This is a genomic window from uncultured Halovibrio sp. (genome assembly GCF_913056445.1).
GTDB classification, from domain to species: Bacteria; Pseudomonadota; Gammaproteobacteria; order Pseudomonadales; family Oleiphilaceae; genus Halospina; species Halospina utahensis_B.
Window position 1 is genome coordinate 1 of sequence record NZ_CAJXMA010000078.1, and the last position, 12,740, is coordinate 12,740.

13 protein-coding genes and 1 tRNA gene are annotated in these 12,740 nt (G+C 60.3%); 13 read left to right on the forward strand and 1 reads right to left on the reverse strand.

Features of this window, described 5'->3' with window-relative positions; translation table 11 throughout:
- The 12 genes from QZ501_RS12520 to QZ501_RS12575 all read left to right on the forward strand — a co-directional run.
- The coding region (locus tag QZ501_RS12520) for a YCF48-related protein (protein ID WP_295719913.1) at window positions 1-835 on the forward strand (835 nt) is incomplete at its 5' end.
- Window positions 836-877: 42 nt separating this feature from the next.
- A complete protein-coding gene (locus QZ501_RS12525; protein ID WP_151441592.1) occupies window positions 878-3,262 on the forward strand; it encodes an MMPL family transporter in 2,385 nt (794 codons plus the stop codon).
- Between the two features lie 146 nt (window positions 3,263-3,408).
- Window positions 3,409-5,340 carry a threonine--tRNA ligase gene (gene thrS / locus QZ501_RS12530; protein WP_160898509.1) on the forward strand — a complete coding sequence of 644 codons (1,932 nt, stop codon included), beginning with the start codon at window positions 3,409-3,411 and terminating at the stop codon, window positions 5,338-5,340.
- A gap of 2 nt (window positions 5,341-5,342) precedes the next feature.
- Complete coding sequence (gene infC / locus QZ501_RS12535; protein WP_077528960.1) at window positions 5,343-5,885, forward strand: translation initiation factor IF-3; 543 nt, start codon at window positions 5,343-5,345, stop codon at window positions 5,883-5,885.
- A gap of 58 nt (window positions 5,886-5,943) precedes the next feature.
- Window positions 5,944-6,135: a 50S ribosomal protein L35 gene (gene rpmI / locus QZ501_RS12540; protein WP_095617772.1), complete on the forward strand. Its 192-nt coding sequence runs from the start codon at window positions 5,944-5,946 to the stop codon at window positions 6,133-6,135.
- A gap of 34 nt (window positions 6,136-6,169) precedes the next feature.
- On the forward strand, window positions 6,170-6,529 hold the full coding sequence (gene rplT, locus QZ501_RS12545; RefSeq protein ID WP_077528962.1) for a 50S ribosomal protein L20: 360 nt from the start codon (window positions 6,170-6,172) through the stop codon (window positions 6,527-6,529).
- Between the two features lie 96 nt (window positions 6,530-6,625).
- Window positions 6,626-7,624, forward strand: a complete 999-nt coding sequence (gene pheS / locus QZ501_RS12550) for a phenylalanine--tRNA ligase subunit alpha (RefSeq protein ID WP_160898508.1) — start codon at window positions 6,626-6,628, stop codon at window positions 7,622-7,624.
- Window positions 7,625-7,655: 31 nt separating this feature from the next.
- Entirely contained in the window at window positions 7,656-10,028 is a 2,373-nt protein-coding gene (pheT, locus tag QZ501_RS12555; protein WP_295719920.1) for a phenylalanine--tRNA ligase subunit beta, read from the forward strand.
- Between the two features lie 3 nt (window positions 10,029-10,031).
- On the forward strand, window positions 10,032-10,337 hold the full coding sequence (ihfA, locus tag QZ501_RS12560) for an integration host factor subunit alpha (protein WP_077528965.1): 306 nt from the start codon (window positions 10,032-10,034) through the stop codon (window positions 10,335-10,337).
- A complete protein-coding gene (locus QZ501_RS12565) occupies window positions 10,315-10,671 on the forward strand; it encodes a MerR family transcriptional regulator (RefSeq protein ID WP_095617775.1) in 357 nt (118 codons plus the stop codon). Before ihfA ends, QZ501_RS12565 begins: the two co-directional genes overlap by 23 nt.
- An 80-nt stretch (window positions 10,672-10,751) precedes the next feature.
- The gene (locus tag QZ501_RS12570) at window positions 10,752-10,967 is read left to right on the forward strand and encodes a hypothetical protein (RefSeq protein WP_151441595.1); all 216 of its coding nucleotides are present in this window, start codon (window positions 10,752-10,754) and stop codon (window positions 10,965-10,967) included.
- 65 nt (window positions 10,968-11,032) lie between these two features.
- Window positions 11,033-11,109: transfer RNA gene (locus QZ501_RS12575), tRNA-Pro, on the forward strand.
- Between the two features lie 30 nt (window positions 11,110-11,139).
- Here the strand turns inward: QZ501_RS12575 and QZ501_RS12580 are convergent.
- The gene (locus tag QZ501_RS12580; RefSeq protein ID WP_295719925.1) at window positions 11,140-11,679 is read right to left on the reverse strand and encodes a hypothetical protein; all 540 of its coding nucleotides are present in this window, start codon (window positions 11,677-11,679) and stop codon (window positions 11,140-11,142) included.
- A gap of 131 nt (window positions 11,680-11,810) precedes the next feature.
- Between QZ501_RS12580 and QZ501_RS12585 the strand changes: the two genes are divergently transcribed.
- A complete protein-coding gene (locus QZ501_RS12585; protein WP_295719928.1) occupies window positions 11,811-12,635 on the forward strand; it encodes a hypothetical protein in 825 nt (274 codons plus the stop codon).
- Window positions 12,636-12,740: the final 105 nt, after the last annotated feature.

Sequence of the window (12,740 nt, forward strand, 5' to 3'; positions counted from 1 at the left end):
TGGCGAGATCTGGAATCACCAGTTTGACGGGCGCGAGGGCATCCCGATGCTGGTGTCCCAGTATGAGGAGCGGATCGAGTCCAAGGAGGCGGAGATTAAGGCCGCCGAGGATGAGGACCGGATCTCGGATCTGGAGTGGGAGCTGGATGACCTGGTCTATACGCGCGACATCCTCCAGGAGGATCTGGACCGGTTCGGTCCCTGGCAGCCGATGCTGGACGTCTGGTTCCGGGACGCTGAGTATGGTATCGCCATTGGCGCCTATAACCTCATCTATCGGACCCAGGACGGCGGTGAGACCTGGCAGCCCCTTTCCGGGCGTATTGATAACCCAAGCCGCTTCCACCTCAACGAGATTACACAGGTTGAGGGCGATGACCTCTATATTGCCGGCGAATCCGGCTTCGTCTATCGATCAACCGATGATGGCAGCAGCTGGGAAACCATTGAACCCGGTTATCCCGGCTCCTTCTTCGGTGTTGTCGGCACCGGTGATGGTGGCGTGCTCGCCTACGGCCTCCGCGGCAACATCTACCGTTCCGAGAACGGCGAGGAGTGGACGTCCGTGGATTCAGACAGTGACCGCACGCTCAATGCCGGTGATGTGAATGACAGTGGCGAAGTGGTCATTGTGGCCAACGACGGCGCTGTCGTTTACAGCGATGACGGGGGGAAGAGCTTTTCCGAGTACGTCCGTCCGGCCCGGCACTCCTATGTGGGCGTGACACTGATTCCCGATGACGGCCTGGTGCTGGTGGGTGAGCGCGGCGCGGTCCGTACGGACCGCCGCGGCAAGGGTCAGGAAACGGACCCGCCGACGCCCGAACGCAACTGAACCGCAGCAGTACCCCAGCAAAACGGTTTGAGGATTTACTGAATGTCTAACTGGAACTCCGACGGCGAGCGACGCGCTCCGTCCGCGGGCGCTGAGCCCATGATCGAGCGGCTGATTTTCAATAGCAGGCCGATCATCCTGATCGTCTTTCTCGCGCTGACCCTGTTTCTCGGCTACAACGCGGTGAAGATCCAGCCCGATGCCAGCTTCGAGCGGCTCATACCGCTGGAGCATCCCTACATCGTCAATATGATGGAGCACCGGGAGGATCTCTCGAATCTCGGTAACTTCGTGCGGATTGCCGTTGAGAACGAGGACGGCACCATCTTCGAAAAGGAGTACATGGAGACCCTGGAGAAGATCACGGACGAGGTCTTCTATCTCAATGGCGTCAATCGCTCCGGCCTGAAATCGCTCTGGACGCCCAACGTCCGGTGGCAGGAGGTGACCGAGGAGGGGTTCCAGGGCGGTACCGTCATACCGGACGACTATAACGGCTCCGAGGAGTCGCTGGACCAACTGCGGGACAACGTCCTGCGCTCCAGCACCATCGGGTCACTGGTAGCGGATGATTTCGAGTCCTCGATCATCTACGCGCCACTGCTTGAGCGCAACCCGGAAACGGGCGAACCCATCGATTACCGGAATTTCTCACGCCAGCTGGAGGAGAAGATCCGCCAGCAGTTTGAGGAACAGAACCCCAGCGTCGACATCCACATTGTCGGCTTCGCCAAACTGGTTGGCGACCTGATTGAGGGTATCGAGTCCGTCGCGCTGTTCGCGCTGATCACCATTGTGCTGACGACGGTGTTCCTGTTCTGGTATTCGCGCTGCATCGCCGGAACCGTGGTGCCGGTGATCGTCTCCATCATCGCGGTTTTCTGGCAGATGGGCATTCTGCGCCTGCTCGGCTATGGCCTGGATCCCTACTCGGTCCTGGTGCCATTCCTGGTGTTTGCCATCGGGATCAGTCACGGGGTGCAGGTGGTCAATGCCATGGCGCTGGAGGCGGCCAAGGGTTTTGACCCGCTGACCAGCGCCCGTCTGGCATTCCGATCCCTTTACATCCCGGGGATCGTGGCACTGGTGAGCGACGCCTTCGGTTTCCTGACGCTGCTGTTCATCGAGATCGACGTGATCCGGGATCTGGCTGTGGCGGCCGGCATCGGGGTGGCGGTGATCATCATCACCAACCTGGTCCTGCATCCGGTGATCATGTCCTACATCGGGATCACCAAGGGTGGCGTCAAGCATGTGCAGAACCACGAGGGTGGGGCGGACCGCAAGTGGCGTCTCATGTCCTACTTCGCCCATCCGGGCGTGGCGCCGGTTTCACTGCTGATCGCAGTGGTGGGCTTTGGAGTCGCCATGTACTACAAGCAGGATCTCAAGGTCGGGGACCTGGACCAGGGCGCCCCCGAACTGCGGCCTGACAGCCAGTACAACCAGGACAACCGCTTCATTGTGGACAATTACAGCCAGTCCGCGGACGTGCTGGTGGTCATGGTTGAGACACCCAGCGAGACCTGTACCGAGTATCCGGTGCTGCGTTCCCTGGACCGGCTCCAGTGGCGGCTGGCGAACACCGAAGGGGTGGAGTCGACCGGCTCGCTGGCGGATGTTTCCAAGATCGTGACCCGGGCGCTCAATGAGGGCAACTGGAACTGGTACGAGATATCCCGGAACCAGACCATCATCAATGCCTCCATCCGGCAGGCGCCGAGTGGCATGATCAACACCGATTGCAGCCTGACGCCGCTGGTGGCCTATCTCGACGATCACAAGGCGGAGACCCTGCGCCGCGTGACCGACGAGGTGGAGGACTTTGCGGATGAGTACAACAACGAACGGCACCGTTTCCTGCTGGGTGCGGGCAATGCTGGTGTTGAGGCTGCCACCAACGAGGTGATTGCCAGTGCCAAGAACAAGATGCTTCTGGCCGTCTACGGTGTGGTCTCGCTGCTTTGCCTGATCAGCTTCCGCTCCGTGCGGGCCGTGCTCTGTGTCATCCTGCCGCTGGGCCTGACCTCGATCATCGCCGAAGCCCTCATGGCCCAGGCCGGCATTGGCATCAAGGTCGCCACGCTGCCGGTCATCGCGCTGGGCGTGGGCATTGGTGTGGACTACGGTATCTATATGTTCAGCAAGCTGGAGCGCTTCCTGAAAGCAGGCTATCCGCTGCAGGAGGCCTACTTCGAGACGCTGCGCAGCACCGGCAAGGCCGTAGCCTTCACGGGCATCACACTGGCGCTGGGCGTGTTCACCTGGATGCTGTCGCCGATCAAGTTCCAGGCGGACATGGGCCTGCTGCTGACCTTCATGTTCCTCTGGAATATGGTCGGCGCCATCTGGCTGATGCCGGCTCTGGCGCGGTTCCTGCTCAAGCCGGAAAAGATTGCGGCGAAAGCAGGCAACGGCCCGCAATAGAACGGTTCTACGCAGGCAAGGGCCGCACGTGCCGCCGGATTCGTGGTGAATCCGGATGGCCGTGCGGCTTTTCCGTTGTTAGAATTCTCCGTTTACCAACATTCATGTGATCTTTCGTGGGGATCACCACTGACAGGAGCCTGTTTATGCCCGTGATTACCCTGCCGGACGGCAGTCAGCGCACTTTCGACCACCCCGTTACCGTCGAGGAAGTGGCCCGCAGCATCGGTACTGGTCTGGCCAAAGCCGCCGTGGTAGGCAAGGTTGATGGCCGGCTGGTGGATACCGGCTATACCATCGACGATGATGCGGAAGTGGCGATTGTGACGGACCGTGACCAGGAGGGCATTGAGGTGATCCGCCACTCCACGGCTCACCTGATGGCGCAGGCGGTTAAGGAACTCTTCCCGGACGCCCAGGTAACCATCGGTCCCGTGGTGGAAAACGGCTTCTACTACGACTTCAGGTATGACCGCCCCTTCACGCCGGACGATCTCGAAAAGATCGAAAAGCGGATGGAGGAGCTCGCGAAGCAGGACTTCCCCATTGAGCTGTCGTTCATGGACCGGGAAAGCGCGAAGGAGCTCTTTGACCGCATGGGAGAGGAGTACAAGGTCCGGATCATCGACGACATTCCGGGCGAGGAGCAGCTCTCCTTCTACAAGCAGGGCGAGTTCATCGACCTGTGCCGTGGTCCGCACGTGCCCAGCACAGGCCGTCTCGGAGCGTTCAAGCTGACCCGGGTTGCCGGAGCCTACTGGCGGGGTGATACTGACAACGAGCAGTTGCAGCGGATCTACGGCACCGCCTGGCCGGACAAGAAGCAGCTTAAGGCCTACCTCAAGCGTGTGGAGGAAGCGGAAAAGCGCGATCACCGCAAGGTGGGCAAGAAGCTGTCCCTCTTCCACATGCAGGAAGAGGCACCTGGTATGGTGTTCTGGCACCCCAAGGGGTGGACGGTCTATCAGCAGATTGAGCAGTACCTTCGGGCCAAGCTGCGGAAGCACGGTTACCAGGAAATCCGTACGCCGCAGATCGTATCGCGCACGCTCTGGGAGCAGTCCGGTCACTGGGAGAAGTTCCAGGACGACATGTTCACCACCGAGTCCGAGAAGTACGACTACGCGATCAAGCCCATGAACTGCCCCTGCCATGTGCAGGTGTTCAATCAGGGCCTGAAGAGCTACAAGGACCTGCCGCTGAGGCTGTCCGAGTTTGGCTCCTGTCACCGGAACGAGGCATCCGGCGCGCTTCATGGGCTGATGCGGGTGCGTGGTTTTACCCAGGATGACGCCCACATCTTCTGTGAGGAATCCCAGATCCAGAGTGAGGTGGCGGCGTTCATGGACCTGCTGCACGAGGTCTATCAGGACTTCGGTTTCCAGGAGATTCAGTATAAGCTCTCCACCCGCCCGGAAAAGCGGGTCGGTTCGGATGAAATCTGGGACAAGTCCGAGAAAGCGCTGGAGGAAGCGCTCAACAATGAAGGCGTTGAGTGGGAGCTGCTCCCCGGCGAGGGCGCCTTCTACGGGCCCAAGATCGAATTCTCACTGAAGGACTGTCTGGAGCGCGTCTGGCAGTGCGGCACCATTCAGGTGGACTTTGCCATGCCGGGCCGTCTGGGTGCCGAGTACGTGCCCAGGGACCAGGAGCAGGGGCGTCAGACGCCGGTGATGCTCCATCGAGCCATCCTCGGGTCGTTCGAGCGTTTCATCGGGATCCTGATCGAGGAATATGAGGGGGCATTCCCGCTCTGGCTGGCTCCGCTGCAGGTGGCGGTTCTGAATATCACGGACAATCAGGCCGATTACGCCAGCAATCTGGCGCTGAAGCTTGAGGAATCGGGCTTTCGCGCCCATGCTGACTTGAGAAACGAGAAAATCGGCTTTAAAATTCGCGAGCACACGATTGACAAGGTACCCTACCTGGTCGTGGTTGGCGATCAGGAAGTCGAGAAAGGCGAGGTGGCTGTCCGGACCCGCACTGGCGAGGATCTGGGTACCATGACTCTGGAGGAGCTCCAGGGCCGTCTGGAGACGGAATCCAAACGCAAGGGCAGAGTCGAAACGGAGACCTAACTATCAAAAAGTCGAACCCGCGTGGTGGGCGCAACCAGCGTCCACCGATCAACGAGAACATCGATGCATCCGAAGTTCGCCTGATCGATTCAGAAGGCAATCAAGTGGGTATCGTGCCTCTTGAAGAGGCGCTCGAAAAAGCCGCGGAGGTGGAGCTGGATCTGGTCCAGATGGCCTCAGACGCGGACCCCGTGGTCTGCAGGATCATGGATTATGGCAAGAAGCTGTTCGAGGAGAAGAAAGCCCGGGCAGCCGCCAAGAAGAAGCAGAAACAGATCCAGATCAAGGAAGTCAAATTCCGGCCTGGAACTGAAGAAGGGGATTATCAGGTCAAACTGCGCAACCTGATACGTTTCCTTGAGCAGGGGGACAAAGGCAAGGTCACCATCCGCTTCCGCGGACGTGAGATGGCCCACCAGGAAATCGGCATGCAGCTTATGCAGCGTGTGGAATCCGACATCGAGGAGCTGGCTCAGGTTGAGCAGCGGCCCAAGATGGAAGGTCGTCAGATGACCATGGTGGTTGCCCCCCGGAAGAAGAAATGACGGCCTCTCTGCGAGCCGTCATCCATCATTATCTGATACCGAATGCGGAGTAGTTGAAATGCCCAAGATGAAAACCAACAGCGGGGCGGCCAAGCGCTTCAAGAAGACGGCCAACGGCTTCAAGCGCAAGCAGTCGCATACCAGTCATATCCTGACCAAGAAGAGTCCCAAGCGGAAGCGTCAGCTTCGTGGTACGACTCAGGTGAACAAGAGCGACGAGGTTCATATCCGTCGCATGCTTCGTCAGTAAACCGTTTCAGGTCAGTAGATAAAAGGATTGGATTATGCCTCGCGTTAAACGTGGTGTGGTGGCACGCCGTCGTCACAAAAAGGTTATGAAGCAGGCTAAGGGCTACTACGGTGCCCGGAGCCGTGTCTATCGTGTTGCGAAACAGGCGGTCATCAAGGCGAAGCAGTACGCCTATCGCGACCGCAAGCAGCGCAAGCGTCAGTTCCGTGCGCTGTGGATCGCCCGTATCAATGCCGGCGCGCGCGCCAATGGGCTGTCCTACAGCCGCCTGATCGCGGGTCTCAAGAAGGCCAACGTCGAGATTGATCGCAAGGTCCTGGCGGATCTGGCGATGAATGAAAAGCAGGCGTTTTCGGCAGTGGTGGAAAAGGCCAAGACCGCACTGGCGGCCTGAGCTCTTCATCGTCCGCTGAAAACCGGCCCGTCAGGGCCCAACCTGGATCAGTAGGGGAAGAGCACGCTCTTCCCCTATTTTTTTGGAGTCCGTTGCATGGAGAACCTGGAATCCCTGCTCAAGCAGGGGCTGAACGCGGTTGAGGCGAGTACGGACCTGAAGCAGCTTGAACAGGTCCGCGTTGACTACCTGGGCAAGAAGGGGCATCTCACGGCCCTGCTCAAGACACTGGGCCAGCTCAGCGCCGAGGAGCGCCCGGCGGCGGGTCAGCGCATCAACCAGGCCAAGGAGCAGGTCCAGAACGCTATTGCCGAAAAGAAGGAACGGCTCGAAGCGGAGGCCATGGAGGCCCGGCTTGCTTCCGAATCCATCGACGTGACCCTGCCGGGGCGCGGGCGTGATGCGGGTGGTCTGCATCCGGTGACGCGCACGCTGCGCCGTATAGAGGCCATTTTCGGTGGTGCCGGTTATGAGGTGGCGGAAGGTCCTGAGATCGAGGACGACCACCATAACTTCGAGGCTCTGAACATTCCCGAGCACCACCCGGCCAGAGCCATGCACGACACCTTCTACTTCAATCCGGGCACGGTGCTGAGAACCCATACGTCGCCGGTACAGATCCGTACCATGGAGAATGGCGAGCCGCCGTTCCGTATGATCTGCCCGGGGCGTGTCTACCGCTGTGACTCGGATCTCACCCACACGCCCATGTTCCATCAGGTGGAAGGGCTTCTGGTGGATCGCCACGCCAGTTTCGCGGATCTCAAGAGCACCATCGAGGCGTTCCTGCGGGCGTTCTTTGAAGAGGACCTGGCGGTGCGTTTCCGTCCCTCCTATTTCCCCTTCACGGAACCTTCCGCCGAGGTGGACATTGAATGGGGCCGGGAAGCGGACGGCAGCACCAAGTGGCTGGAGGTCATGGGCTGCGGTGTGGTGCATCCCAGGGTATTCGAGAACTGTGGCGTGGACCCGGAACAGTGGTCCGGATTTGCCTTCGGCCTGGGCGTGGAGCGCCTGGCGATGCTGCGCTATGGCGTGACCGATCTGCGCCAGTTCTTTGAGAATGATCTGCGCTTCCTGCGCCAGTTCCGTTGAAGCCCGATTGGAATAAACAGGATTCAGACCGATGAAGTTCAGCGAACAGTGGTTGCGGGAATGGGTCAATCCCCGCATGAGCAGCAACGAACTGGTTGAGGCCATCACCATGGCCGGCCTGGAAGTGGATGAGGTTGAGCCGGTTGCCGGCGCCTTCGAGGGGGTCGTTGTCGGGGAAGTGACGGCGGTTGAACCCCATCCAGAGGCGGACAAGCTGAGCCTCTGCCGGGTCTGGGATGGCCGGGAAACCCTGGATGTGGTCTGCGGGGCGCCCAACGTCCGGGTTGGCCTCAGGGCACCGCTGGCACGGCCCGGTGCCAGCCTGCCCGGAGGTATGGAAATCCGACGCACCGAGGTGCGGGGTCAGACGTCCAACGGCATGCTCTGCGCCGAATCGGAGCTGGCGCTCTCCGAAGCCAGCGAGGGCCTGATGGAGCTGCCCTCTGAAGCCGAACCCGGTGCGGATCTTCGCCAATGGCTGCAGCTGGACGATCAGAGCCTGGATGTGGATCTTACCCCGAACCGCAGCGACTGCCTTTCCATTCGTGGTGTGGCACGGGATCTCGGGGCATTGACCGAAGAGCCCTTTGAGGATCTGGTGCCCGAGCCGGTTCCGGCCACGCATTCCGAGATTCCTTCCATCCGGGTGGACGCCGCCGCGGCCTGCCCGCGTTATGTCGGGCGCATCATCCGCAACGTGAATGTTGCCGTGGAAACGCCGGTCTGGATGAAGGAACGCCTGCGCCGCTCGGGGATCCGCAGCATCGACCCAGTGGTGGATGTCACGAATTACGTGATGCTTGAGCTGGGTCAGCCCATGCATGCCTTCGACCGCGCCCATGTACAGGGGGGCATCGTTGTGCGGATGGCCTCGGAAGGGGAGAAGCTGACCCTCCTGGATGGCCAGGAACTGACCCTGGGAACGGATAACCTGGTGATCGCGGATCACAGCAGGCCCGTAGCGCTGGCCGGTATCATGGGCGGTGAAGGCTCCGGTGTATCGGAACACACCCGGGATATTGTGCTTGAAAGCGCGTTCTTCGATCCGGTCAGGCTGGCGGGCAAGGCGCGCGCGCACGGTCTGCACACGGATTCCTCGCACCGCTTTGAGCGTGGCGTGGACTGGCGCCTGCAGCGGGCCGCTACCGAAAGGGCCACAGCGCTGCTGCTTTCCATCGTCGGTGGTGAACCGGGAGAAGTCATTGAGGTGGTGAGCGAGCAGCACCTGCCTGCCCAGCAGACCGTCCATCTGCGGGAAGAGCGGGTCAACGCGGTGCTGGGCATGACCATCGACCGCACCACCGCCGAGGAAATCCTGGCCCGGCTGGGGCTGCGGGTGGTGCATCTTTACCGCGATGGCTGGGAGGTGGAAGTCCCCAGCTTCCGTTTCGATATTGCTCTGGAAGTGGACCTGATCGAGGAGATCGGGCGCATCTATGGCTACAACCGCATGCCGGTCACCGAGCCCGAAGGACGCCTGCGTCTGCGCGCTGAGCCGGAATCCCGCCGGCCACTGGACCGGGTCCGTGATCATCTGGTGGCCTTGGGGTATCAGGAGGCCATTACCTACAGCTTCATCTCGCCGGAGCGGCAGAAGCAGGTTACCCCGAACGCGGAAGGCATTGAGCTGGCCAACCCCATTTCCGCCGACATGGCGGTCATGCGCTCCATCCTCTGGCCCGGGCTGCTGGAGACTCTGGCGTACAATCAGAAACGCCAGCAGCACCGGGTGCGGCTGTTTGAGACCGGGCTCCGGTTTGAGCGCCAGGGGCAGGCCATTGAACAGGAGGGGATGCTGAGCGCATTGCTCAGCGGGCCAGTCGCCAGTGAGAACTGGGTCAACGGCAACCGGGAAGTGGACTTCTATGATGCCAAGGGTGATCTGGAATCCCTGGGGGCGATGCTGGGGCAGAACTTCCGTTTCGCCCGTGAGCGCCATCCAGCGCTGCATCCGGGCCAGTCGGCACGGGTCTACAGCGAGGGTGAGCCGGTGGGCTGGATCGGCACACTGCATCCGGGAATCCAGAAATCATTGGATCTGAATGGCAACGTCTGTCTTTATGAACTAAGCTTGGAAACAGTTCTCAGCGGGCATGTCCCTCATTTCAAAGCTTTTTCAAAATTTCCTGAAGTTCGCCGTGATTTGGCTATGCTTGTGGATGAGGAAACGGAATGGGCCGCCGTTGAGAATGTAGCCCGGGAAGCGGCCGGGGAGCTGCTGACCGGGCTCAGGGTGTTCGACGTTTATCAGGGCGAACACGTGAAGGAAGGCTGCCGGAGCCTGGCATTGAGCCTGTTCTGGCAGCATCCGGAACGCACCCTGGGTGACGCTGAAGTCCAGGAACTGCTGGATGGCGTGACCAACGCACTGAGCACAAGGCTGGGCGCGCAGTTGAGGAGTTAGCGAATGGCAGCACTGACCAAGGCCGACATGGCAGAACGGCTCTATGAAGAGCTGGGGCTGAATAAGCGTGAAGCCAAGGAAATGGTGGAGGCGTTCTTCGGCGAAATCAGCGAGGCGCTGGGCCATAATGAGCAGGTCAAGCTCAGTGGCTTTGGCAACTTTGATTTACGGGACAAGCGTCAGCGCCCTGGCCGGAACCCCAAGACCGGGGAAGAGATCCCGATCAGCGCCCGGCGTGTCGTGACCTTCCGGCCCGGCCAGAAGCTCAAGCAGAAAGTGGAAGCTTATGCTGGAACCCAGCCACAATAACGAACTGCCGGCCATCCCGGGAAAACGCTACTTCACCATTGGTGAAGTGGCGGAACTGTGCTATGTGAAACCGCATGTTCTGCGTTACTGGGAGCAGGAGTTCCCGCAGCTCAACCCGGTCAAGCGGCGTGGCAACCGGCGCTACTATCAACGCGCGGACGTCCTCCTCATCCGCCAGATCCGGAGCCTTCTGTACGATCAGGGGTTCACCATCGGTGGTGCCAAGCAGAAGTTGAGCAGTGAAGACACCAAGGAAGAAGATACCCAGTACAAGCAGCTCATCCGCCAGATGATCACCGAACTGGAAGACGTGCTGAACGTTCTCAACACCTGAGATCAGCTCACCGGCTTGAATTCGCCATCCGCCTTCCCTAATATGATTCATGTAAAATGAATCATATAGTGGTTGATCCCATGGAACGTTTTCTTCTCATCGCCAACAGTGCCCTGGCTCTTTGCCTCGTCGCCATCGGCGTCTGTGTGCTCGTCGCCTATCCCTTCGCTGACTACATCAGCATGGTGGGCCAGATCGCTGCTCACGTTTCCATGCTTATCTTCGCGCTGGGCGTGAAGGTCTCCTACATTGCCCGGCTTGTGGCGCTGAAGGAATTGGGCAGAGCCCTGAACTGACCCCCTTTTATTTACCGGTTCCATCCGGTATTATTTGCACCGCTGTTCTGCAGCACTATATGGGTCGGGGCGTGGCGCAGTTTGGTAGCGCGCTGCTCTGGGGGAGCAGAGGCCGCAGGTTCAAATCCTGCCGTCCCGACCAATTTCCTTCCTGAATCGTTTATTCCCTTAGTCAGAACAGATGGGGCTTCCCGTCTTCCTCCACGAAGGGATTATTGAAAGCCGATGTCTCTCTCTGGAGACGTGCTTCCGGATGCCGCTGGGCCATGAGTTCCTTCATGCGCTCCTCATCCTTTTTCCTCACATCGACCATGACCAGGTGCTGGCCATTCTCAATGGCGTCGTGGAACCGGCGTACCCGGTAATTCTCTGCACCGATGCCGCCGAAACCCGCAAGAAAGGCGCCGGCCGCCACCATGAACAGGAACAGGGCGATCCAGGCGGCTGCGGGCATGGTGAATGCCTGGGTCCACTGTGCCGTCGCAATGAAAGCCAGGGCGAACAGGCCGCCGACTATCGCGCCGCGTTCCGTGTAACGGGCCAGGTCAGTGCGGTCAAAAAGGCTAGCACTGTGCAGTTTACGGGTGAAAAGGCCTGCTTCGTCCCGGCTGAGGATATGGAACCGCCAGTCCGTTATGCCTTCCTGGTGCAGATCCTCGGAAATGGCTTCCACGCTGTCCATCTGGTCGACAAGATAGAAAAGGCGTTTCATAGGGCACCTCCTGTTCATTCAGGGTTGAACAGGCTCCGAGACCGCTGTGCTTCGGGGTCTGTTCTTACAAGGTACGACCTGATCAGAAAGTGTTCAAGCAGTATGATTGGCTGCTGTGCCAGAATGAACCCATGACAATGACTCCGCGCTTACCTGTGAACGCTCCGGCAGAGCGGTCCCGTCTCATTGGGCACGCGGCCATGCTGCTGTTGTGGGTCGCCGCGCTCTGGCTGTTCATGCTTCAGGGGCGGGTTCTGGCAACCGGCTGGGTGGTTGCGATCTGGGTGGTTGTTTCGCTCGTCATGCTCCGGGGCCTGTTCCGACGGGCACGGATCAGGCGAAGGGCCTGGCGCAGTGCCTATCTCTACCCGGAAAGCCCATGGAACCGGCGTCTGCGCGGCGGTTTGTGCCTGTTCGTCATCCAGCTGGGCAAAGCGGGCGTACTGGCCGCGATTCTGCTTCTGACAGTGGTCCGGATCGGGGAGGAGCCGGAGATCTGGCGGTTGATGCTGGTGGCGGTATTGCTGTTCGTGCTGGTGCGCGCCATCGCGGATCGGGTGTTCTGGCGTGATGCCTCACCGGTTTACCGCCCGGAGCTGTTAGCGCGGGTGGGTCAGTGGGGTACTGGCGTTGTCATGGTTCTGTGTCTGATGCTATGGGCGCTGGTGCAGCCCCAGCCGGATTTCCGGGAGGCGACCCTGGAGCAGGCACTCTGGCACGTTACCGACCGTGAAGCGGCCGCGAGCGTGGTCGTGGAGAAAGGCACGCAGTGGGTTGCGGCCTGGCAGGGCGCGGAGCAGTGGGTGGCGCAGCAGGTTACGGCCCTGGATCAGCCGTACTGGTTCAGGGCAGGGGGATGGGTTTCCGTGCTGGTACGCCAGAGCCTGTTCGTAATGGCTCTGGTGGTGCTGTTCAACGGTGTCCTGGCGGGGAGGCTGCGCGATGGCGGGGCGTGAGCGCTTGAAAGGGTTGGGGTTGGTTCTCGTCGGTGCGTTGCTGGTGGCCGGCTGGTACGGCGCCGGCGCATTCCATCAGCGGGAAGCGCCCAGGGAGGCACGTCT

Bases quoted from the DNA above. Each gene is read 5' to 3' on its own strand.
- QZ501_RS12525 (WP_151441592.1), top strand. From the start codon at position 878: ATGTCTAACTGGAACTCCGACGGCGAGCGACGCGCTCCGTCCGCGGGC.
- thrS (WP_160898509.1), top strand. From the start codon at position 3,409: ATGCCCGTGATTACCCTGCCGGACGGCAGTCAGCGCACTTTCGACCAC.
- rpmI (WP_095617772.1), top strand. From the start codon at position 5,944: ATGCCCAAGATGAAAACCAACAGCGGGGCGGCCAAGCGCTTCAAGAAG.
- rplT (WP_077528962.1), top strand. From the start codon at position 6,170: ATGCCTCGCGTTAAACGTGGTGTGGTGGCACGCCGTCGTCACAAAAAG.
- pheS (WP_160898508.1), top strand. From the start codon at position 6,626: ATGGAGAACCTGGAATCCCTGCTCAAGCAGGGGCTGAACGCGGTTGAG.
- pheT (WP_295719920.1), top strand. From the start codon at position 7,656: ATGAAGTTCAGCGAACAGTGGTTGCGGGAATGGGTCAATCCCCGCATG.
- ihfA (WP_077528965.1), top strand. From the start codon at position 10,032: ATGGCAGCACTGACCAAGGCCGACATGGCAGAACGGCTCTATGAAGAG.
- QZ501_RS12565 (WP_095617775.1), top strand. From the start codon at position 10,315: ATGCTGGAACCCAGCCACAATAACGAACTGCCGGCCATCCCGGGAAAA.
- QZ501_RS12570 (WP_151441595.1), top strand. From the start codon at position 10,752: ATGGAACGTTTTCTTCTCATCGCCAACAGTGCCCTGGCTCTTTGCCTC.
- QZ501_RS12580 (WP_295719925.1), bottom strand. From the start codon at position 11,679: ATGAAACGCCTTTTCTATCTTGTCGACCAGATGGACAGCGTGGAAGCC.
- QZ501_RS12585 (WP_295719928.1), top strand. From the start codon at position 11,811: ATGACAATGACTCCGCGCTTACCTGTGAACGCTCCGGCAGAGCGGTCC.